Genomic DNA, 21,416 nt, shown 5'->3' with positions numbered 1-21,416 from the left:
GTTAGAATTATTGTAAATAAATAGATTTGGTATGATTTTCCCTATGGAATGTATAAATTGCCTTAGCATATGAAGAAGATCATACTAAACCTACTTATATTCTCTGCCGTTGCAGTAGGATATTCACAAGAAATAGATACTACATCAGACCCAACCGAAGCTCAAGAAAAGCTAGAGGATGGATTTATCGATGGAAAAGTATTAAGCAGTAGTACAGATATTGCATTACAGAACGTAAACATTCTCAACCTCTCAAATTTTAAAGGAGCTACTACTAATGAGTATGGTAAATTTGAAATTAAGGCTGAGGTAAATGATACGTTATACTTCTCTTACCTAGGATACAAATCTCTTAAAGTACGCGTGAGCGGTGACTGGATTAAATACGGTGACGTAAAAATCCAAATGACAGAGATAGGTATCGCACTTGAAGAAGTTGTGGTTCAAGAAATTGAGCTTACTGGATATCTAGAAATTGACGCAAAGAGAGTTCCTATTTACAGCAATCAGCGATACAGTATATCTGGATTAAATTCTGGTTATGAAGTAGGTAAAAGTCAGCCAGGAGCAATATCTAGAGTGTTGAGCTCTATTTTTAATCCTGCAGATTTTCTTTATAATATTTTTAGTAGAAAGAAAGGCCAACTTCGTAAGCTTAGGCAAATGAAGGAAGATGACAAAGTACGTAATCTACTTGAACGTAAATTTGACCGCGAGACGCTAAGTGCTTTACTTCAAATAGATCGTGTTGATATAGACGCAATACTTAAAAATTGTAGCTACTCAGATAATTTTATCATGAGCGCAAATGATCTTCAAATTCTCGACGCAATAAGTGAATGTTATGAAGAGTACAGAGTTCTTCAAAGAAAAGATTAATTATCTATTATACATAAACAGAAAGCCCGCTATATTTAGCGGGCTTTCTGTTTTATATAACATCTTGAATGATACGCTTTCGCGAAAATATGATGCTACAATGCTGCTATAATCACCTCTGGATCTGCTCTGAGTTTATAATCTTCTGATAGAAAGTGGTAAGAAACTTCTCCGTTCTGGTCAATAATATACGTGGCTGCGATAGGAAGCTCATTTGCATCATTACCTTGACTCTCCAAAAGATCAATACCAAATTTCCCATATAATTCTGCAAGCGCCTCTGGAAGTTTAAAAACCAAATTGAGTGATCTTGCTAATTCGTTATTTTCACTAGTAAGGACTTCAAAATCCAGCTCATTTTTCTCCTTAGTAGATAGCGAATTGTCCGGTGTTTCTGGAGTAATAGCAATAAGCGTTGCTCCTTTCTCTTTAATTTGAGGTAATACCTCTTGAAATGCTTTAAGCTCTAAGTTACAATAAGGACACCATCCACCTCTATAAAAGGTAATCACTACTTTACCTTTTTGTAACTGCTCACTCAGGGTGATAGTTTTTCCTTGAGCATTTGGCAATGTAAAGTCTGGAAATTTATCTCCTGTCTTTACTGCGTGCTTCAATATATCTGTAGCTTCAAGATCTTCAATGGCTTTTCTCATGATGTCTTGGGCAGCGCCAGGATGACGTTTAATACTGTTATCTGCAAGTTCTTTTAGTGATGCGGTAAGTTTCATAATTTGACGTTTTCAATTTGAATGTTGGTCTTTAAAAGTGCATCAACTTTACATTTATTTCCAGCTTATATTTCAGGAATTCAAGTTTTCGCGAAAGCGTACTTCTACCCTCTTTCTTCTAGAAATCTTTGCTCGATTCTTTCCACATCTTTGATCATCTTACGTGTCCACTCGAGTTTTTTATCAAAAAGCTCTTGCTCAGAATATTGCCAAGACACGTTAGATTGCTTGAGCTTAGTCATAATATGCTGTATGGTTATTGCCGCAGAGACAGAAATATTGAGACTCTCTGTAAAACCCACCATAGGAATATAAATAAAGTCGTCTGCCATATCAAGCACCGTATCACTTAATCCCTCTGTCTCACGACCAAAGAATATCGCTGCCTTTTGATTAATGTCAAAATTTTCTAGTGTATGAGCATCCTTGTGTGGGGAAGTTGCAATTATTTTATAACCCTGACTTTTTAAGTGAGCGATACAGCTTTTTGCGCTGTTATGACGTTGCACATCTACCCATTTTTGAGCACCCATTGCAATCTCACGGTCTATACTTTTTACATTTACCTCTTCTATCACGTGTAACTCTTGCACGCCAAAAGACTCACAGCTACGTATCACAGCGCTGGTGTTATGTAATTGATACACATCCTCCACCGCAACAGTAAAATGATTTGTACGCTCTTTAAGTACATTATCAAATAATTGAACACGTCTTTCTGTAAGAAATGATTGTAAGTATGCCAGAAGCTCTTGATCCATGATTGTTGTTTACACGCCAAAGATACTGTACTTTTAAAATGCAAAACAAACTAGAATGTCTAAACAAAATATAGTAGTTCTCTCTGGAGCAGGAATAAGTGCCGAAAGCGGGCTAAAAACTTTTAGAGATGCAGATGGTCTTTGGGAAGGTCACGATGTGATGGAAGTCGCTACTCCAGAAGGATGGCGCAATAATCAAAAACTTGTTTTACGCTTCTATAACGATAGAAGAAGACAGCTGCTAGAGGTCACACCTAATGCCGCACACAAAGACCTTGTACAACTAGAAGAGGATTATAACGTTACAATTATCACTCAAAATGTAGACGACTTGCATGAACGCGCAGGTAGCTCAAATGTGATACACCTGCACGGAGAGTTACTCAAAGTGCGCAGTAGTAGAAATGAAAGCGATATAAAACCATGGACAACCGACTTAAAAGAAGGAGATCTATGTGCGCTAGGGTCTCAGCTAAGGCCTCATATCGTCTGGTTTGGCGAAGAGGTGCCACTTCTAGACCAAGCTGCAGAGCTTGTAAGTAAAGCAGATTTTATAATCATTGTAGGAACCTCCATGCAAGTATATCCAGCCGCTGGACTTATTGATTTTGCAAAACCTAGTGCTCAAATTTATTTTATAGATCCAAAGCCCTCAATAGCACAGAGAGAACGTCTTACGATAGTTCCAGAAATAGCATCAACAGGTATAAAAAAGGTGGTTACCTCATTATTACATTGAGTCCAAACACTTAATAAATGACGTTATCCGAACTTTATAATGAGCTAGCATATGTAAATCACTCACGTGAGAAGCGTGCGTACTACGCACAGTTAATCTTAAATGAGCCTAGTCTTATGGAGCTCGTTCTAGAAATTCTGTTTATGGTAGATGACGCTAGATCTCCCAAAACTGGATGGATAGCAGAATTTGCAACCAAAGAAGACATCACAATCATTCTTCCGCATCTTGAATTATTTACAACTAAGATGCATACTGTTTATCAAGATGCCGCACTGCGACCCGTGAGCAAAATCTGTGAAGAGCTTGCCATCTCCTATTACAAAATGAAAAATTTACAAACGAGAGCTTCCCTAACCAAAATTCAAAGGGAGCGCATGGTCACTGCAGCTTTTGACTGGTTAATAACTGACCAAAAAGTTGCTGTCAAAGCATACTCAATGACGTCGCTATATTATCTAGGCACAGAATTTAATTGGATACATGAAGATTTACAACGTATTATGGAGGAAAACTACATGACGAGCAGTGCAGCATATAAAGCAAGATGCAAGCACATTACCGCATGGATAAAGAGAGATCATCAGTATAAAAATTCTTAATATCTACATGATGAACAGAAATGAGGGTATATCTCAAATAATTATTGATATTTTCGCGGCTCTACTTTATGATGCAAAAACTACTTACTGCTACAATTGCCTTGCTATTTTTTATACAAGCAAATGCCCAAGATGTAAAACCCTACGAACTAGAAGCAAACTATTTTTATGGGAGCATCCTAAGGCACAATAAAGATGTATCCTCACTTATTACCGGGCATCCGGAAGGAATTATTCTGAGTTACAATAGAAAAACCTACGGTCTAAAGGAGTGGGAACGACTTTATAATTATCCAGACTGGGGATTCACCTTTGCATATCAAGACCTTAAAAATGAAAGTCTAGGAGACACCTACAATGCGCTGGCGCACTACAACTTTTATTTCTTGAACCGTAAGCTCATGTTTAGAATAGGGCAAGGTATTGGCTACACCACAAATCCCTTTGACCTAGAAACTAATGTGCAGAACAATGCGTATGGTTCTCGTTTATTTAGCGCGACACTCGTGATGCTTAATTACAAACAAGCCATCACTCCTACACTATCATTTCAAACTGGTATTACTTTTTTACACGGCTCTAATGGAAATTTACGAGCACCTAATACTAGCACAAACACACTAGCATTAAACGCTGGGATTATCTATAAAGATCAAGCCGTACCAGATTTTATCCCAAAGGGAGAAAAAATATCTTACAAAGAGCCTATTCATTATAATATTGCCTTAAGCACTGGACTCAATGAAAGTGATTTTATAGGTTTAGGCAGAGAGCCATTTGCAATAATCTCTGCCTATGCAGATAAGAGATTGAGCAAAAAAAGTACTGTTCTTGCTGGTGCAGAAGCTTTCTTTTCAAAATTCCTTGATAATGAAATTGAATTCTTATCTGTTGCTTTCCCTGGACGTGGTGTAACTGCAGATCAAGACTGGAAACGCGCAGGAGTCTTTGTTGGCCATGAGCTACACCTCAACAATACAGCATTAATAACACATGCGGGATATTACCTTTATTATCCGTATGATTTTGAAGGTAGATTTTATCAACGCGTAGGACTTAAACGCACTTTTGGCAAAAAGTACTTTGGTAGTGTGGCTGTAAAAACCCACGGAGCAAAGGCAGAGGCAATAGAATTTGGATTAGGGATACGATTATGAGTTTACAAAAACAAAAAACACATTTTTTAAGTACGCTTTCGCGAAAGCGTAACCTCATACTTCAACTTCTACTTGCTGTACTATTATTCTCTTGCGATACTGAAAATGCAAATGATTGCCTCCAAACGGATGGTGATATCATCACTTATGAAATTGAAGTACCTGTTTTTACAAAAATCCAAATGGAAGATGACATTCGGGTGCTCTTAAAGCAGGGAGCAGAACAACAAGTGATTATTGAAACAGGTGAAAACCTTGTATCGGACTTAAATTTTGAAGTATCAGAAGGAACACTTGTACTACAGAACAATAATAGTTGTAATATTCTAAGGGAGTATGGACGAACACTAGTGACAATAACGTCTCCAAACATTAATTTTATAAGACAAGCATCTTCTTTTGACATAGAAAGTGAAGGAGTCCTCTCCTACCCAGCTCTAACATTATGGAGCAACACAAGTCCAAATGGCGTTAACATAGATGATCCTAATAAAAGCGGTAATGTGTATTTAACTCTTGATGTACCGTCGTTAACAATATCTGCAAATGGTTCTAGCAACTTTAAAATATCCGGCAGAGCAGATCAAATGAATATCAACTTTAGTGATGAATTTCCGCAGTTTGATGGGAGAGACTTTCTAGTGGATGATATCCAGTTTAGACACACTAGCGCCGCTGCGATGGTATTTAACCCTATAAACAGTCTTAAAGGAACCATACACGCCACGGGCGATGTAATTGTTGTAAACGAACCACCTTTAGTCGAGGTAGAAGTGTTATTTACGGGACAACTTATCTTTGAAGACTAAAAAATATCTAATTGTAGAAAACATTGTATCTTTTAATCAGTAATAACAATAAACTTAAATAATGGTAAAAGCAAAATATCAAAACGTTCTTGACCTAGGAGAAAAACTTAACATCCAGAACGGAGATGTAAAAGAAGAAAACGGAGTACTTCATGTAACAGGTACTGCTACAAATCAGTATGAGAAAAATCAACTTTGGGATGCTATTAAAGCAGCTGGAGGAGAAAGTCCAAGTGATATAGTAGCCGATATTTCTGTTGCAGATACATCTGTATATGCAAAACACACAGTGGTAAGTGGCGACACTTTAGGAAAAATTGCAAAGCACTATTATGGTGATGCAATGAAGTACAAAGAGATTTTTGAAGCAAACAAAGACATCTTAAAAAACCCAGATGTTATACACCCAGATCAAAATCTTGTGATTCCAAATTTATAAGATAGCATCATTTTCTTATAGATAATTATCTATAAAAAAAGCTCCCAAATTGGGAGCTTTTTTATTTTTAGTCTAAACTAAATAATCTACGTAACAATCATTAAATTAGATATATAAACTGTTTTCCTAAAGTGATTATTTAATTTTTTTAAGCTAGTCCTGATAAGTAAGAACCATAGAGATCGTTAAAACGCATACCTGTAGTGAGCTTATATTTTGATAGCTTCTTGAATTCTACTAATCCGAAGAGTATAAATTCTTTTAAGAAATACGTATCCTCTTTTGCCATTTCTGGTTGATATTTCTTGATCAAATCATCAAGAGGTGTGATACTATCTAGCATAAGTTCATACTCTTTATTGGTAAGCGTATCTTCTAGTTCAAAACCGCTTTGCTCAAAAAACCATGCTAGTACTTCTTCATAAGGGTCTTTCTCATCATCCTTAGTTAGTTTTTCAATCTTAGGGAAATAGTCATCAAACAAAGAAGCTGTTGCATCACCTATTAAAATTTTGGCAACCTCTCCTGCTCCTTCTTGTTCCCCTTCGTAAACAAGTTCTACCTTCCCTGTAATTGCAGGAACGATTCCTAATAAATCTGAGTAACGTATCGTAGTAGTTTCATCTCCCGATAGCAACATACGACGTTCTGCAGTACTCATCAGGTTTTGAAAAGCAGTAATACTCATTCTGGTACTTATCCCACTCTTTTCATCTATAAACTCACTTTCACGAGCAACAAAGCCTATTTCCTCAATTAAGTCTTTCACTAGATTAGGAACATGAACCTTTGTTTTCTGACGCTCATCAAGATTTGCTTCTTGATCTGTTATGCTTCTTGCAATAGCTACTGTTTCTGGATAGTGCGTAAGTATTTGAGAACCTATACGGTCTTTAAGAGGTGTTACGATACTTCCTCTGTTTGTATAGTCTTCTGGATTTGCAGTAAATACAAATTGCATATCAAGAGGTAGTCTTAATTTGAATCCGCGTATTTGAATATCACCTTCTTGTAGGATATTAAATAGTGCTACCTGAATTCTAGCTTGTAAATCCGGTAATTCATTAATTACAAAAATTGATCTGTTTGCACGAGGAATCATCCCATAGTGTATCACACGATCATCTGCATAGCTCAGTTTTAAATTTGCTGCTTTTATTGGGTCTACGTCACCTACAATATCTGCAACTGTCACATCTGGCGTTGCTAGCTTCTCTGCAAAGCGCTCAGAGCGATGAATCCATGTAATCGGAGTGTCGCTACCTTTTTCTTCAATAAGCTCTGTAGCGTATCTAGATATAGGATTAAGTGGATCATCATTAATTTCAGATCCGCCTACTATAGGCATCCATTCGTCAAGTAGGTTTACCATTTGACGTGCAAGACGTGTTTTAGCTTGTCCTCTTAGCCCTAGCAAGTTTATGTTATGCTTACTAAGAATAGCTCTCTCAAGCTCAGGAATAACCGTATGTTCATAACCGTGTATACCTTCAAATGTAGGCTTACCAGATTGTAATCTCTCTATCAAATGTTCTCGTAACTCATCCTTTATGCTACGAGATATCCATCCGGCTTCTTTAAGTTGTCCTAGTGTATTTATCGTTTCGTAATTCATAATATTTTTTTGTTTCCTTTATGTAATAGCTGCTTGTATCTATAGTCTACTAGCAACGGTATCTCCTTTGTAATAAGTGATTATTATAAAATCTCTTACTTAATTCTCTTTTTTCTATTAGTCTCGTAGTCTTGAAAAATCATCTCACCTAACCCTTGCAGGCCTGTAAAAAATGCTTTTCCTTGATTTGCTTCTGTAAAATTATCTACAAACTGTTGTAAATAAGGATCATTTGCTATCATAAAAGTAGTGATAGGTATATGAAGCTTGCGTGCTTGTCTAGCCATACTGTAACACTTGTTTACAATATACTCGTCTAGTCCGTTTGGGTTTTTATAGTAACGACCATCCTTAAGTTTTAAACAAGATGGTTTACCGTCTGTAATATTAAATATCTGTTTATTTGAGTTGCGCTTGCGCCTCAAGATATCCATAGCAAGATTAAGACCTGCTACTGTGTTGGTATGATAAGGACCAACTTGTAAATAGGGCAAATCTTTTATTTTAATAGGCCAGGCATCATTACCATACACGATAATATCCAAAGAGTCCTTAGGATAACGCGTGGTGATAAGTTGTGCGAGTGCCATCGCGACTTTCTTTGCAGGAGTAATACGATCTTCACCATAAAGTATCATACTGTGAGAGATATCAATCATTAACACAGTACTCATTTGAGCTTTAAAATGCGTCTCCTCTACGATAAGGTCACTTTCGCGCAAACTAAAGTCATCTGCTCCATTATTAATTTGCGCATTACGCAAACTTTCTGTCATAGATATACGCTCTAACGGATCGCCAAAACGATACTCACGATGATCTCCAGTATACTCATCGCCTCTTCCATTTAATTTGGAACGGTGATTACCTTGAGAGCTTTTTTTAAGTTTACCGAAAATTTGATCAAGAGCACGCTTTCTTATGGCGCGTTCTGTCTTTTCTGTTATTGCGGTTCCACTGTTGCCATCGGGCTTGACTTCCTCACGTATGTAGCCTTTGTCTTTGAGTTCTTGAACAAAGTCATCAAGGGTGTAGTCCTCATTTGTAAGTTTATATTCTTTATCCAAGTCTTTAAGCCAATCCATAGCCTCGTCAAAGTCTCCAGAGGTATGTGTAATTAGTTCTTGGAAAATATCTAGCAACTGATCAAATAATGATTGTTGCGGAGCATCATAGGTTTTAAAGACAAACCCACTCCTTTCTTGTTGTCTTCTCATAGCTTTATAAAAATACTACCTAATGGTATAATAAAAAAGCACCTCGCTAGAGGTGCTTCATAAATCTTTCTTAAGAGATGTAATTATCCTTTTGGCATAATTACAGTGTCAATAGCGTGTATTACTCCGTTTGAAGCAGCTACGTCTGTCATAATAATTGTAGACATTCCACCTTTTGCATCCTTAATCACAACATTTGCTCCGTCCATCATTAATGTGATTTTCTCTCCCATTACTGTGTTAGTTTCAAATGATCCGTTGTTTGCTTTGATAGCTTCTACTACATCACCAGCCATATATTTTCCAGCAACTACGTGATACGTTAAGATATCTGTAAGCGCTGCTTTATTTTCTGGCTTTACTAATGTTCCTACAGTTCCTTCAGGTAATTTAGCAAATGCATCGTTAGTAGGTGCAAATACAGTAAATGGTCCTGTGCTAGCAAGAGTCTCTACAAGTCCTGCAGCTTTTACTGCTGTCACTAGTGTAGTGAAGTTCTCATTTCCTACTGCTACATCTACAATAGTTCCTACTTCTTCTTTTACTGGTGCTTCAACTTCCATTGTTGCCTCAGCTACTTCGTTGTTTACTTCTGTAGTTTTCTCTTTTGTTCCTTCGGCACATGAAGCAAATAATAATCCTGCTCCTGCAACCATTAATAACATCTTTTTCATAATAATTGGTTTTTTGAATAATTAATTTGTTCAAAGATAATTCGATTTTGTTAGACAAACCATAATACTATCTCAATTCCTTGTTAATCATTTCATAAAGATTTCAAGGGTATTTGTTATGCTTTCGCGAAAGCGTGAATAAAACCTTTATAACATAGCGCATCCATTAACATCCCTTTAAGAATTTCAAATTAGCTTTTCTTTAACTTTAGTCCCTTGACTGTAAAGTCACAAAGAATCAACCAAATAATATAAAATGAAACAACTCTTCTCTCTGTTGCTGCTGTGCGTCTGTACGGTAGTCTCTGCCCAAAAACTTGACATGTCTTTATTAAAGGACATGCAACCACGTAACATAGGCCCAGGCGGTATGTCTGGTCGTGTGACTGCAATAGATGTCGTTACAGACAATCCAGATGTAATGTACGTAGGTACTGCTTCTGGAGGTTTGTGGAAGTCTACCTCTGGCGGAATAAAATGGGATCCTATTTTTGAAAATGAGCTTACAGCATCTATAGGAGCTGTTGCGATACAACAATCTAACCCTTCTGTGATATGGGTAGGTACGGGAGAAGGTAATCCTCGTAACTCTCTTAATGGTGGTTATGGTGTTTATAAATCTCTTGATGGTGGTAAGTCCTGGAAGTCTATGGGACTTGAGAAAACAAGACATATACACCGCGTAATTATAGATCCTACTAATCCAGATATCGTTTACGTAGGCGCCATAGGTTCGCCATGGGGTGAGCACCAAGAAAGAGGTGTTTATAAAACTACAGATGGCGGTAAGACATGGAATAAGATCTTATTTACAAACATAAAGTCTGGCGTTGCAGATATGGTGATGGACCCAACTAATCCTAACAAGCTTATTGTTGCCATGTGGGAACACAAGCGTGATCCATGGTTTTTTAAATCTGGTGGTGAAGGTTCTGGTATCTTCATGACTCATGATGGTGGTGCTACTTGGAAACAATTGAGTGATAAAGATGGTTTACCTAAAGGCGAGCTAGGACGTATAGGTCTATCTATCGCCCCAGGAAGCCCTAATGTAGTGTATGCACTTGTAGAGGCAAAAAAGAATGCTCTATACCGTTCTAACGACGGTGGTTTTAACTGGAAGAAGATTAACGATAAGAGTGATATAGGGAACAGACCATTTTACTACAGTGATATTCACGTAGATCCTCAAAATGAGAATCGTGTTTTTTCTGTGTTTACATATGTAAATGTATCTGAAGATGGCGGAAAGAATTTTGACCAACTTATGGGAGCGTATGGAGTAGATAATGGAGTGCACCCAGATCACCACGCATGGTGGATTCACCCTAATAATGGGAAGTTCATGATGGACGGTAATGACGGCGGACTTAACATCACAAAAGATGGTGGTAAAACATGGCGTTTTATAGGAAACTTACCTGTAGCACAGTTCTATCATATTAATGTAGATAATGAGTTTCCTTATAATGTATATGGAGGAATGCAAGATAACGGCTCTTGGAGAGGTCCTGCTTATGTATGGAAAGCTCAAGGAATACGTAATGATTACTGGCAAGAAATTTCTTTTGGAGATGGATTTGATGTAATTCCTGATCCAGATGATAGTCAGTTTGGGTGGACTATGAGTCAGCAGGGATCTGTGAGTCGCTACGATTGGAAAACTGGAAACAACTATGGTGTAAAACCTACACACCCAGATCCAGATGTATTCTTACGTTTTAACTGGAACTCAGCTATAAACATTGATCCTTTTGATAACAGCACTATCTATTTTGGAAGTCAGTTTGTACATAAATCTACAGATAAAGGACTTACATGGGAAGTTATCTCTCCAGACCTAACCACAAACAATCCAGAGAAGCAAAAGCAATCAGAATCTGGTGGTCTTTCTATGGATGCCACAGGAGCAGAAAATCACACAACGATTCTAGTTATTGAGCCTTCACCATTAGAAAAGGATATGTTCTGGGTAGGTACAGATGACGGTCGTGTGCACTACACTCAAAATGGTGGGCAATCTTACACTGATGTGTCAAAAAGCCTAAAAGGTCTTCCAGAAGGAAGCTGGATTGTACAAATCAAGGCTAGTAATAAAAATAAAGGGGAAGCACTATTAGTAGCAAATGATTACCGTCGTTTCAACTATACTCCTTATGCATACAGAACTACAAACTATGGTAAATCATGGACTCGTATTGTAGATGAGAACGATGTGCAAAGTTATGCGCTTGCCATCATAGAGGATCCAGAAGAGAAAAACCTTCTCTTTTTAGGTACAGATGATGGTTTATATGTGTCTATAGATGCTGGTAATAACTGGCAAAAATGGACTAAAGGATTCCCTACTACTTCGGTTAAAGATTTAGTAATTCATCCTAGAGAGCAGGATCTTGTGATTGGAACTTTTGGACGTGCTGCATGGGTTCTTGACGACATAAGACCGTTACGAGCGATTGCAAAGGATAGAAGTACGCTTTCGCGAAAGCTTCAACTCTTCAACCCTCCTACTGCTTATGATGCCGCATACCAGCAACCTACGGGAAGTCGTTTTGGCGCAGATGCTCTTTATAATGGAGAGAATCGCGGAAGTGGAGCGCAAATAGCGTATTACTTTGTAAAAGATAAAACAGCATCTTCAAAAACATCTACAAATGATACTGATGAAGAAGATACCGATAGCGATACAGAAGTTAAAAGTGTAACGTGGGATTCTATCCATTTAAAAGTATACGACGGCGCACGCCAGATTCGTCATTTGAAGTGGAAAACCCCAGATAGCACAGGAATTCATAAAATGACTTGGTATATGCGTGAAGCTGGCGGAGATCGTCCTTCTCGTTCTATTAGAAAATCTAAGAACGAGCCGGGAGGAGTTTCCGTAAAGCCAGGCACTTACAAACTAGTAATGCAATATGGTGATCAATCAAGTGAGTCTTCTATTGAAGTAGCGAGTGATCCTCGTTATGACGTTCCTGCTAAGGCTATTAATGATGCTTATAACACCGGAAAGCAACTTGAAGCAATGACACAAACTGCTGCAGACGCTGTAAAGCAACTAGTACAGAGCAAAACAATCGCTAGTGACTATAAGAAGATGATTAAAAAACTAGATGATGACAAAGCTTATAAAAGCGAACTCAAATCTATAGGAGAAATGACTAAGCGTATTGATAAGGTTATTGCTCTTTATATAGGTACTATAGATAAAAGACAGGGAATCACTCGTAATCCAGAGATTACAGTAATGAATCGTATAAGATCTGCAAGTGGTTATGCTCGTAGTCGTCCTAATGGGCTTACATCTACAGAGACTACATTAATATCACACGCTCGCAACGAGTTACAAACTGCGCTTGACAAGACAAATACCTTCTTTACAGAGGAGTGGGCTCCTTTTGAGTCTACACTCAAGGCAATGAACGTAAGTGCGTTTAAAGAAATCAAAACCTTTACCATAGATTAATATGAGAAAAGGAATCATTTTAATAGTACTTACCATAATAATGACAGCTACCCTTACCGCGCAAGATCGCGGTGAGGACAAGCTAGGCTCATGGGGTATGCTATTTACCACAAATCAAATCTCTGAGAAATTAAGTCTACATGCAGAGGCGCAGTATCGTACTTATGAGTTTGGAACCAATTTTAATCAGTTGCTATTGCGTACTGCTTTGAATTACCATATTTCTGAGAATGCAATGGCATCATTTGGTTATGGATATATCACTACAGACACAGCTTTTGAGGAGTTTGACGGTGAAAAGAATGTAACTGAAAATAGACTTTATGAGCAATTTGTATTAAAAAACTCATTAGGTAATTTTAAATTCAGTCACAGATACCGTTTAGAGCAACGCTTTATTAATAGGCCTTTTGGTGAGAACACCACAGAGCATAGAGCACGTTACTTTTTACGAGTAACATATCCGCTTAACGACACTTGGTTTTTAACAGCTTATGATGAGGTTTTTATTAATCTGCAGAATGACTTTTTCGGTCAAAACCGTTTATATGGAGCTGTAGGATATAATTTCAACAAGAATGTGAGCACGCAAGTGGGCTACCTTAAAAATGATTTTGCGGTAGATACCTACGATCGTTTTCAAGTAGCACTGTTTATCAAAACAGATTTAAGAAAGAAAAAAGGGTGATAACATTCCCTTAGTATTAAAAAACCTCAATCTTATGATTGGGGTTTTCTTTTTTTACGCTTTCGCGAAAGCGAAACAGAAAAATATAATAAAAGTGTAAAAATTTTGAAGGATAACCTTTATAACATGTTAATTACACCTAATAATCGTACATTAAATTCTTTAAAGATAGGTTGCTCGATTTCCTACGACAGAAGAGCTACAACCATTCAACTAATAACTTATTATGAGATCTAGCAAGATAAATTTTACAAATGCACAAGGAGAAGTACTCTCTGGAAAACTTGACTTACCAGCAAACCAGGACCCACATAACTTTGCCATTTTTGCTCATTGCTTTACATGTACAAAAGATTTTAGCGCAGTGCGCAATGTGAGTCGCGCTTTGGCTTCACAAGGATTTGGAGTACTTCGCTTTGACTTTACTGGTTTAGGAGATAGCGATGGGGACTTTGCAGATACTAATTTTTCAAGCAATGTAGATGATCTCATAAGCGCTGCAGATTTCCTTGCCAAAGAATACAAAGCTCCTTCCCTACTGGTAGGTCACTCGCTAGGAGGTGCCGCTGCAATTTTTGCTGGAGGCAAGATTGACACTATAAAAGCCGTTGCGACTATAGGCGCTCCTAGCAACCCTGTACACGTTCAAAAACAACTAGGCGCACAGCTCGCAACTATACGAGAAGAAGGCCAAGCTCAGGTAAAACTAGCTGGGCGTGACTTTACGTTTAAAAAACAATTTATAGACAATCTAGAAGAAAATTCATGTGTAGATGCTGCTCGTGACTTGCACGAAGCGTTACTCATACTTCACTCACCGCAAGATGATACTGTATCTATTAAAAATGCAGAGGAGATTTACCTTGCAGCACATCATCCTAAAAGCTTTGTGACTCTTGATGGGTCTGAGCACTTATTAATTGATAAGGAAAATGCTTCTTATGTAGGAAAGATTATTGCGGGATGGGCAGCTCGATATATCCCTACTGAAGATGAAGCTTCAATAAGCACCACACACCAAGTAGTAGCAAGCCTAGATGCCGAAGATGGATTTTCTACACTTCTTAAGCTTGGAAGCCACCACATGAAAGCAGATGAGCCTGCGCGCGTAGGAGGAAACGACTATGGCCCTACTCCTTATGAATTACTAGCAGGAAGTTTATCTGCCTGTACTGCGATGACCATACAGATGTATGCAAAGCGTAAAAACTGGCATATTGAAAATGTTGAGGTACATACTAGCTATTCAAAAACACATGCTCAAGATTGTGCTGTTTGTGAAGAAAGTGACACCGCAGGTAAAATAGATACGTTCCATAGGGAAATTAAAATCACATCAGATCTTGATGAGAAACAACTTAAACGCATCTTGCAAATTGCAGATAAGTGTCCAGTTCATAAAACACTACACAGCGAGATTCAGGTTCTTACGAAGTTAATATAGGATAGTTACGCTTTCGCGAAAGCGTATTTACTTAAATCAATAATACATACATCAGAAGTTCGAAAGGGATACCATATCCTTTTCGAACTTTTTTTATTGCCTACGTTATCAAATTGTAAATTACTTACGATACACGCAACGCAAAGGAGATTCATGCATCTAGTTATAAACTACAACATTATGAAACACGTATGTATCCTACTACTCGTATCTTTCTCACTACTGAGCTGTGTCACAGACAGAAGTAGTGATGATATAGATACTATTGATCTATTATCAAACTACGATGCGATTATTCTTGATCGTCCTACTTTTGAAGCAAGCGTCACTCTTGAAGACGCGAGAAACATTATCAACTCAGGGAAAATTTATGTCATTAATGATTTACTCTTTGTAAATGAAAAGAATGAAGGCTTTCACGTTTTTGATAATGAAGATCCAGAAAATCCTGCTGCCCTGGCATTTATTAAAGCTCCTGGTGCAACAGATCTCGCTATTAAAAACAATGTGTACTACATCAATCAAGCTGTAGATCTCATAGCAGTTACTTATGATAAACTTAATGCAAATCTGGTTGTCACAAAACGCATACGCGATGTGTTTCCCGTAAAACAATCTCCAGATGGATATATTCCATATGTGGAGGATGGAGCTATAATTATTGATTACGAACTTCAAAACTAAATCACGATGAGAACATATATTTTTATATTAGTATTTGCAATCGTTTCATTAGGATGCAGTTCAGATAGTAATGAGGGAAGCAGCTTTAATAGTGCTGATAGTATAGGTCAAGGTGGTTCACTAGCTACTTTTGTTATTAAAGGAGATTACCTTTATACAGTAGACAATGAAGATTTAAATGTTTTTAATATCACTACAACTACAGATCCCGTACTTGTAAATACAGTTCCTATTGGTTTTGACATTGAGACTTTATTCAGTTACAAAGATTACCTCTACATAGGTTCTCGAAACGGGATGTTTATTTATGATGTGAATAATCCAGAGTTTCCTGTACAATTATCATCTGTGCAACATTTTACTTCTTGCGATCCTGTTGTAGCAAATAGCAACTATGCTTTTGTGACATTATGGAGTGATTTAGGATGTGGAGGTTTTGTAAATCAACTAGAGGTTTATGACGTATCTGACGTGTTTAACCCTATGCTTGTTAATATTCGCCAACTTACATTCCCAAAAGGTCTAGGACTTTACGGAGACTACTTAATAGTATGCGATGATGAAATCAAAATATTTGACATAACAAACCCAGCCGAGTCTGTGCTAGTGCATAGCATTGATAGACTGGCATTTGATGTGATAATCCAAGGAGACTTGTTAATTGCTGTAGGAGAAAGTGGCGTTTTTCAATACGCACTAAATGCTCAAAATATTACAGATACACCAGCCCTAAGTACCATAAGTATCTAAAAGGTTTTATAAATGTTTAGTATTTCTTAGCTAACCTTGGTATCTTAGAGGTTATTAAACACTAATCACAAAATTTTAAATTATGAAATTCAAGTATATTACCCTAGCAATACTAGCGACAGCAGCACTTGCAAGTTGTAAAAAAGACGTAAAAACTGTAGAAGAAGTTGAGGAGGTAACTGTAGAGGCAGAAGCTCCGGCAGCAGCAGTAGCGCAAAAAATTATAATGAAACTAGAGCCTAAAAGCGATAGTAAAGCTACTGGGAGTGTTGTTTTTAAAGAAGAAGATGGCCAAGTAAGTTTTACAGCTGTTATAGGTGGTCTTGATGAAGGAATGCATGCAATACACATACACGAGAGTGCAGATTGCTCTAGCGCAGATGGTTCATCAGCTGGAGGGCACTGGAACCCTACTAACGAGCAACACGGTAAGTGGGGAGCAACAGAAGGTTTCCATAAAGGAGATATAGGAAACTTCCCAGCAGACGAAAGCGGAAATGGAACTATCACTATGAGTACAGATCAGTGGTGTATAGGTTGTGGAGATCCTAAAAAAGATATCGTAGGAAAAGCTATTATTGTACACCAAGGAACAGATGACTTTACATCTCAACCTAGTGGTGCAGCTGGAAAGCGTATCTCTTGTGGAGGAATTATTAAATAAGAAAGACCACTAACAAGTTTATAAAAAAAGCCTCACCATAACGGTGAGGCTTTTTTATGCGTTGTTGTGACCATATTAATTGGTATTTACATGTATTAGAATCTTTTTTACATAATACTAGGGAAGTATCACTCGCTATAAATAAGACGTTAGATAGTTTCTATTACATCCATATCCCTATGGTTGATGATATAAACTGAGTTACTTCGCTACATATAACGTAGAGCAAACAGGCCATGCTATACATAATAAATATGTGTAATTAGATAATATCATAACGCAAAAAAGCCCTCGCAAATGAGAGGGCTTTTTTTATAGTAAGTTCTTTTGATAAGACTACTTCTTAACTTCTACAGCAGATTTTTTTAAGGCCTGGCTCATCTCAATAGATAGAGCAGATCTCTCAAATTTCATTTTACCTGACATTGTTTCCAATACACAAGTACCGTTATCATTAAGTTCAAGGATTTTACCGTGTAAACCACTTTTTGTGATCACGCGATCTCCCTTAGCAAGATCTTTATCAAAGTTCTTTTCTTGCTTGAGTTTTTTACGCTGCGGTAGTACAATAAAAAATACTATAAATACCGTAAAGAGTAAAAGTGGGCCTAGTATGCCCTGCATTCCTTCGCCCATAGTGCTTATTTAGCTGCTCCTGCAGCAGGATTTACAAATGCTTTGATAAGTACAGTCTCTGTACCTTTCTCAGTGTTTGCTTTGATTGTAACAGTTTTAGTTACTTGGTTTGCACCACTACCGTTATATTTTACAAGTAATTCTCCTTTTTCTCCTGGAGCTACTGGATTTTTAGAATATTCTGGTACAGTACAACCACAAGAGCTCTTTGCATCCACAATTACTAATGGTGCTTTACCAGTGTTTGTAAATGTAAATTTGTGCTCAACAGTTGTTCCTTTTTCAATGTTTCCAAAATCAAATTCAGATTCATCAAAAGCAATAACTGGATATACAGTAGCTTGTGCATCTCTCGCTGCAGCAACTTCTACATTTTCTTCTTTTACTTTGCTAGCTGCATCTTCCTTACATGAAGTAAATACCATAGCCGAAAGTACTCCTAATACTAATAAACCTTTTTTCATTGTTGTTTTTTATTAAATAATGATATGTAAAAATAAGAAAATTTAATTATTTTAAACCTCTACCCTCTTTCTTTAACCTTTTTTCTGACTCGTATTGTTTTACAAGCTTATCAAGTATTCCGTTTATAAAAATACTACTCTTAGGCGTTGAGTATTCCTTTGCTATCTCAAGGTACTCATTGATAGTTACTTTGACTGGAATGGTAGGGAATTTTAAAAACTCGCAAAGTGCCATTTTTATCAATACCATGTCTACATCTGCAATACGTTCTTTATCCCAGTTAGGCGTGTTTTCTGAAATTTCAGAAGACAAAAACTCTTCATTTGCAACAGTTTTCTCGAGTAAGGTAGTTCCAAATAATAAATCCTCATCATTCTTAAAGAGCACTGGAAGCAACATAGATTCTGGAGATGCAGGTTTCATCTTCCCTATGCGCTTTAATACAGCCATGTTTACCATAGGTATATCATCTATCCAAGTAAGACGTGCATCCTCTATATAATCATATAGCTTATCATTAGGAGCAATAATCTCAGTATAGGCAGCAACAAGGAATTTTTTATCTGATTTAAAATCAGATTCTCCTTGTTCCATGTACGAGGCATATAATTCACTATTTATAAGTTCGTTATAAATAAGAGTTACATACTCATCATTCATTCTCCAGTTTTTGAGTTTACGCTTACTTACCTCGTCGCGCAACTCTGCATTGTCAGATAATTTGACAAGCACTTGGTTCTGAATAAACTTTGTGTTAGGATTTTTTTCTTCTTCGGTTGCTAGAATCTTTTTAGAGAATTTTTCTTGTTCCGCTTTCGCGAAAGCGTGAACCTCCACCATTAAATCTAGCATTAAGAGATACAGATTGTACATCTGGTTCATACTCTCCACTGTAAATTTATCTTCTTGTTGAAGATCAAAATGCTCCTTACTACCTAGTGCGTAGATGGTTTGCATTACTTTGACACGGATATGGCGTCTGTTTAACATAGCGACAAAGAACTTTTAGTTTGGTTATAAAATGAAAAAAGATCATTTTTAAAATCGGTGCAAAAATACAGTATTTCTAAAAGTATCTCCATGTTTTATGGATTATGTTACACTAAAATTTGGCTCGCATAGGTCTTAAAAAAAACCGACCTTAGCGGTTCAAAAAAACTGCACAATATCGCCATGGGCGCACTACAATCATTAAACAAATATTTCTTACGCTATAAATGGCGTCTTATCGCTGGATTTTTCATTGTTATTGCTGCAAGATTCTTTGCAGTTTTTAATGTGGATATCGTAGGTGACATCATAAACGACGTAGAGATTTACATAAATGCTGGAGAGGATAATCTTCCTGGCCTTAAAAAATCAATGCTCTTTAAACTGGGCTTATTACTGGGAGCAGCATTACTTTCTGGATTTTTTACCTTCTTAATGAGACAGCTCATCATTGTAGTCTCTCGTTATATTGAGGCAGATCTTAAAAATGATGTGTACCAGCAATACCAAAGACTAAGCTTAGGTTTTTACAAACAGAACAGAACTGGAGATCTCATGAACCGCATCTCTGAGGATGTAACTAAAGTACGTATGTATGTAGGTCCTGCAATTATGTATCTCTTGCAAGCACTTGTTTTATTTGCTGTCGTAATACCTTATATGGTGAGAATGGCTCCTTCCCTAGCCGCTTACACGCTTATTCCATTACCTATACTGTCTATTGCTATTTATAAACTAAGTCGTGCAATACATGTAAGGAGTACTATCGTTCAAGAGTATCTCTCAAAACTTACTACGTTTACTCAGGAATCCTTTAGCGGGATATCTGTAATTAAAGCTTACACGCTAGAAGCAAATACCTTTAAAGATTTTGCACAACTTAGTGAAGATAGTAAAGAGAAAAACTTAGACCTTGTAAAAGTACAAGCCTTCTTCTTCCCTCTCATGATAGGATTAATAGGCGCTAGTAACCTCATTGTAATCTTTGTGGGAGGACAACAATATATAGACGGCACCATACCAGATTTAGGTACACTAGTAGAGTTTATCATGTATGTCAACATGCTTACCTGGCCTGTTGCTACCGTAGGATGGGTTACCTCGATAATTAAAGCTGCAGAAGCTTCACAAATACGTATTAATGAGTTTCTAGAAATAGCACCTCAAATTCAGAATACGGCAAGTAACCATACTCCTATTACAGGTGCTATCGAGTTTAAGGATGTTACATTTACCTATGATGACACAAATATCACAGCCTTAAATAATGTCTCTTTCTCTATTAATCCTGGACAGACCCTCGCAATAATAGGCCCTACAGGTTCTGGAAAGTCCACTATACTTGAGCTTATAGGTCGACTATATGACGTTACAAGCGGTGTTATACAAATAGACGGTCTTGCTATGAAAGATATTCATCTTGATGATTTACGATCAGAAATAGGGTATGTACCTCAAGATGCGTTCTTATTTTCTGATACTATAGGAGAAAATATCAAATTTGGCGATACAGACGCAAGTGACGAACAGGTTTACGCTTTCGCGAAAGCGGCATCTGTACATCACAACATCATTGATTTTAAAAATGGTTATGATACCATTCTAGGAGAACGAGGAATCACACTTTCTGGAGGTCAAAAGCAGCGTGTATCAATAGCCAGAGCTCTTATAGGAAACCCTAAAATATTGCTTCTAGATGACTGTTTAAGCGCTGTAGATACCGAGACGGAAGAAGAAATACTCAACAATCTAGAGAAATTAACTGTCGATACAACGACCATCATCGTGAGCCATAGAATATCATCTGCAAAAAATGCTGACCAAATTCTAATTATTGAAGATGGAAAAATAACACAGCAAGGCTCTCACAATCAACTAATAGAGCAAGAAGGATACTATAAAGAACTTTACGTAAAACAACTAGACGAAAAAGAAATGTAGAAAAAATTGGGCAATGGCTAATTTTTTATCATTTTTGAAGTAGATAAACACAATCCAAACAATAA

At 37.2% G+C, this 21,416-nt stretch carries 21 protein-coding genes; 13 read left to right on the top strand and 8 right to left on the bottom strand.

Annotated features, from left to right (window positions below):
* The first annotated feature begins 69 nt into the window (after positions 1–69).
* Complete coding sequence (locus ACJJVU_RS09230; RefSeq protein WP_405224513.1) at positions 70–879, top strand: carboxypeptidase-like regulatory domain-containing protein; 810 nt, start codon at positions 70–72, stop codon at positions 877–879.
* Positions 880–974: 95 nt separating this feature from the next.
* On the opposite strand, the gene ACJJVU_RS09225 is transcribed toward ACJJVU_RS09230, so the two are convergent.
* Positions 975–1,610 carry a peroxiredoxin-like family protein gene (locus tag ACJJVU_RS09225; protein WP_405224510.1) on the bottom strand — a complete coding sequence of 212 codons (636 nt, stop codon included), beginning with the start codon at positions 1,608–1,610 and terminating at the stop codon, positions 975–977.
* A gap of 104 nt (positions 1,611–1,714) precedes the next feature.
* Entirely contained in the window at positions 1,715–2,371 is a 657-nt protein-coding gene (locus ACJJVU_RS09220) for a TrmH family RNA methyltransferase (protein ID WP_405224507.1), read from the bottom strand.
* A 55-nt stretch (positions 2,372–2,426) separates the two neighbouring features.
* Here ACJJVU_RS09220 and ACJJVU_RS09215 point away from each other — a divergent pair, with 55 nt between their 5' ends.
* The 5 genes from ACJJVU_RS09215 (at position 2,427) to ACJJVU_RS09195 (ending at position 6,117) form a co-directional block, all read left to right on the top strand.
* Positions 2,427–3,110, top strand: coding sequence for an SIR2 family NAD-dependent protein deacylase (locus ACJJVU_RS09215; RefSeq protein ID WP_405224504.1), 684 nt, complete (start codon positions 2,427–2,429; stop codon positions 3,108–3,110).
* A 17-nt stretch (positions 3,111–3,127) separates the two neighbouring features.
* On the top strand, positions 3,128–3,712 hold the full coding sequence (locus ACJJVU_RS09210) for an adenylosuccinate lyase (RefSeq protein ID WP_405224501.1): 585 nt from the start codon (positions 3,128–3,130) through the stop codon (positions 3,710–3,712).
* 68 nt (positions 3,713–3,780) lie between these two features.
* The gene (locus ACJJVU_RS09205; protein WP_405224498.1) at positions 3,781–4,869 is read left to right on the top strand and encodes an acyloxyacyl hydrolase; all 1,089 of its coding nucleotides are present in this window, start codon (positions 3,781–3,783) and stop codon (positions 4,867–4,869) included.
* Positions 4,866–5,678 carry a head GIN domain-containing protein gene (locus tag ACJJVU_RS09200; protein ID WP_405224495.1) on the top strand — a complete coding sequence of 271 codons (813 nt, stop codon included), beginning with the start codon at positions 4,866–4,868 and terminating at the stop codon, positions 5,676–5,678. Before ACJJVU_RS09205 ends, ACJJVU_RS09200 begins: the two co-directional genes overlap by 4 nt.
* Positions 5,679–5,739: 61 nt before the next feature.
* Positions 5,740–6,117, top strand: coding sequence for a LysM peptidoglycan-binding domain-containing protein (locus ACJJVU_RS09195; RefSeq protein WP_298325316.1), 378 nt, complete (start codon positions 5,740–5,742; stop codon positions 6,115–6,117).
* 148 nt (positions 6,118–6,265) lie between these two features.
* Here the strand turns inward: ACJJVU_RS09195 and ACJJVU_RS09190 are convergent, their stop codons facing one another.
* From ACJJVU_RS09190 to ACJJVU_RS09180, 3 genes are all read right to left on the bottom strand, one after another.
* A complete protein-coding gene (locus ACJJVU_RS09190) occupies positions 6,266–7,732 on the bottom strand; it encodes a magnesium chelatase (RefSeq protein ID WP_405224492.1) in 1,467 nt (488 codons plus the stop codon).
* Positions 7,733–7,827: 95 nt separating this feature from the next.
* Positions 7,828–8,949, bottom strand: a complete 1,122-nt coding sequence (locus ACJJVU_RS09185; RefSeq protein WP_405224489.1) for a vWA domain-containing protein — start codon at positions 8,947–8,949, stop codon at positions 7,828–7,830.
* An 83-nt stretch (positions 8,950–9,032) separates the two neighbouring features.
* Complete coding sequence (locus ACJJVU_RS09180) at positions 9,033–9,623, bottom strand: fasciclin domain-containing protein (RefSeq protein ID WP_339844252.1); 591 nt, start codon at positions 9,621–9,623, stop codon at positions 9,033–9,035.
* 256 nt (positions 9,624–9,879) lie between these two features.
* Here ACJJVU_RS09180 and ACJJVU_RS09175 point away from each other — a divergent pair, with 256 nt between their 5' ends.
* The 6 genes from ACJJVU_RS09175 (at position 9,880) to ACJJVU_RS09150 (ending at position 17,319) form a co-directional block, all read left to right on the top strand.
* A complete protein-coding gene (locus ACJJVU_RS09175) occupies positions 9,880–13,089 on the top strand; it encodes a WD40/YVTN/BNR-like repeat-containing protein (protein ID WP_405224485.1) in 3,210 nt (1,069 codons plus the stop codon).
* A gap of 1 nt (position 13,090) precedes the next feature.
* Complete coding sequence (locus tag ACJJVU_RS09170; RefSeq protein WP_405224482.1) at positions 13,091–13,777, top strand: DUF2490 domain-containing protein; 687 nt, start codon at positions 13,091–13,093, stop codon at positions 13,775–13,777.
* Between the two features lie 226 nt (positions 13,778–14,003).
* Entirely contained in the window at positions 14,004–15,221 is a 1,218-nt protein-coding gene (locus ACJJVU_RS09165) for an alpha/beta fold hydrolase (RefSeq protein ID WP_405224479.1), read from the top strand.
* Between the two features lie 180 nt (positions 15,222–15,401).
* Complete coding sequence (locus ACJJVU_RS09160; RefSeq protein ID WP_405224476.1) at positions 15,402–15,905, top strand: hypothetical protein; 504 nt, start codon at positions 15,402–15,404, stop codon at positions 15,903–15,905.
* A 6-nt stretch (positions 15,906–15,911) separates the two neighbouring features.
* Complete coding sequence (locus ACJJVU_RS09155; RefSeq protein ID WP_405224473.1) at positions 15,912–16,655, top strand: LVIVD repeat-containing protein; 744 nt, start codon at positions 15,912–15,914, stop codon at positions 16,653–16,655.
* Between the two features lie 82 nt (positions 16,656–16,737).
* Positions 16,738–17,319 carry a superoxide dismutase family protein gene (locus ACJJVU_RS09150; RefSeq protein ID WP_405224471.1) on the top strand — a complete coding sequence of 194 codons (582 nt, stop codon included), beginning with the start codon at positions 16,738–16,740 and terminating at the stop codon, positions 17,317–17,319.
* 336 nt (positions 17,320–17,655) lie between these two features.
* On the opposite strand, the gene yajC is transcribed toward ACJJVU_RS09150, so the two are convergent.
* Genes yajC through nusB form a run of 3 tightly spaced genes read right to left on the bottom strand, consistent with a single transcriptional unit; the run spans position 17,656 to position 19,377 of the window.
* Entirely contained in the window at positions 17,656–17,955 is a 300-nt protein-coding gene (yajC, locus tag ACJJVU_RS09145; protein WP_013752057.1) for a preprotein translocase subunit YajC, read from the bottom strand.
* 5 nt (positions 17,956–17,960) lie between these two features.
* Positions 17,961–18,419 (bottom strand): DUF1573 domain-containing protein, encoded by a 459-nt coding sequence (locus ACJJVU_RS09140; protein WP_013752056.1) that lies wholly within the window; start codon positions 18,417–18,419, stop codon positions 17,961–17,963.
* 46 nt (positions 18,420–18,465) lie between these two features.
* A complete protein-coding gene (gene nusB, locus ACJJVU_RS09135) occupies positions 18,466–19,377 on the bottom strand; it encodes a transcription antitermination factor NusB (protein WP_298325349.1) in 912 nt (303 codons plus the stop codon).
* A gap of 216 nt (positions 19,378–19,593) precedes the next feature.
* Here nusB and ACJJVU_RS09130 point away from each other — a divergent pair, with 216 nt between their 5' ends.
* A complete protein-coding gene (locus ACJJVU_RS09130) occupies positions 19,594–21,351 on the top strand; it encodes an ABC transporter ATP-binding protein (RefSeq protein WP_405224466.1) in 1,758 nt (585 codons plus the stop codon).
* Positions 21,352–21,416 lie beyond the last annotated feature (65 nt).

The organism is Dokdonia sp. Asnod1-B02, assembly GCF_045063955.1.
GTDB lineage: Bacteria > Bacteroidota > Bacteroidia > Flavobacteriales > Flavobacteriaceae > Dokdonia.
The sequence above is the reverse complement of the archived record's forward strand: the minus strand, read 5'-3'. Positions and strand labels throughout refer to the sequence as shown.

Excerpts from the sequence above, each read along its gene's own strand:
- ACJJVU_RS09230 (WP_405224513.1), top strand. The coding sequence starts at position 70 with ATGAAGAAGATCATACTAAACCTACTTATATTCTCTGCCGTTGCAGTA.
- ACJJVU_RS09225 (WP_405224510.1), bottom strand. The coding sequence starts at position 1,610 with ATGAAACTTACCGCATCACTAAAAGAACTTGCAGATAACAGTATTAAA.
- ACJJVU_RS09220 (WP_405224507.1), bottom strand. The coding sequence starts at position 2,371 with ATGGATCAAGAGCTTCTGGCATACTTACAATCATTTCTTACAGAAAGA.
- ACJJVU_RS09215 (WP_405224504.1), top strand. The coding sequence starts at position 2,427 with ATGTCTAAACAAAATATAGTAGTTCTCTCTGGAGCAGGAATAAGTGCC.
- ACJJVU_RS09210 (WP_405224501.1), top strand. The coding sequence starts at position 3,128 with ATGACGTTATCCGAACTTTATAATGAGCTAGCATATGTAAATCACTCA.
- ACJJVU_RS09205 (WP_405224498.1), top strand. The coding sequence starts at position 3,781 with ATGATGCAAAAACTACTTACTGCTACAATTGCCTTGCTATTTTTTATA.
- ACJJVU_RS09200 (WP_405224495.1), top strand. The coding sequence starts at position 4,866 with ATGAGTTTACAAAAACAAAAAACACATTTTTTAAGTACGCTTTCGCGA.
- ACJJVU_RS09195 (WP_298325316.1), top strand. The coding sequence starts at position 5,740 with ATGGTAAAAGCAAAATATCAAAACGTTCTTGACCTAGGAGAAAAACTT.
- ACJJVU_RS09190 (WP_405224492.1), bottom strand. The coding sequence starts at position 7,732 with ATGAATTACGAAACGATAAATACACTAGGACAACTTAAAGAAGCCGGA.
- ACJJVU_RS09185 (WP_405224489.1), bottom strand. The coding sequence starts at position 8,949 with ATGAGAAGACAACAAGAAAGGAGTGGGTTTGTCTTTAAAACCTATGAT.
- ACJJVU_RS09180 (WP_339844252.1), bottom strand. The coding sequence starts at position 9,623 with ATGAAAAAGATGTTATTAATGGTTGCAGGAGCAGGATTATTATTTGCT.
- ACJJVU_RS09175 (WP_405224485.1), top strand. The coding sequence starts at position 9,880 with ATGAAACAACTCTTCTCTCTGTTGCTGCTGTGCGTCTGTACGGTAGTC.
- ACJJVU_RS09170 (WP_405224482.1), top strand. The coding sequence starts at position 13,091 with ATGAGAAAAGGAATCATTTTAATAGTACTTACCATAATAATGACAGCT.
- ACJJVU_RS09165 (WP_405224479.1), top strand. The coding sequence starts at position 14,004 with ATGAGATCTAGCAAGATAAATTTTACAAATGCACAAGGAGAAGTACTC.
- ACJJVU_RS09160 (WP_405224476.1), top strand. The coding sequence starts at position 15,402 with ATGAAACACGTATGTATCCTACTACTCGTATCTTTCTCACTACTGAGC.
- ACJJVU_RS09155 (WP_405224473.1), top strand. The coding sequence starts at position 15,912 with ATGAGAACATATATTTTTATATTAGTATTTGCAATCGTTTCATTAGGA.
- ACJJVU_RS09150 (WP_405224471.1), top strand. The coding sequence starts at position 16,738 with ATGAAATTCAAGTATATTACCCTAGCAATACTAGCGACAGCAGCACTT.
- yajC (WP_013752057.1), bottom strand. The coding sequence starts at position 17,955 with ATGGGCGAAGGAATGCAGGGCATACTAGGCCCACTTTTACTCTTTACG.
- ACJJVU_RS09140 (WP_013752056.1), bottom strand. The coding sequence starts at position 18,419 with ATGAAAAAAGGTTTATTAGTATTAGGAGTACTTTCGGCTATGGTATTT.
- nusB (WP_298325349.1), bottom strand. The coding sequence starts at position 19,377 with ATGCAAACCATCTACGCACTAGGTAGTAAGGAGCATTTTGATCTTCAA.
- ACJJVU_RS09130 (WP_405224466.1), top strand. The coding sequence starts at position 19,594 with ATGGGCGCACTACAATCATTAAACAAATATTTCTTACGCTATAAATGG.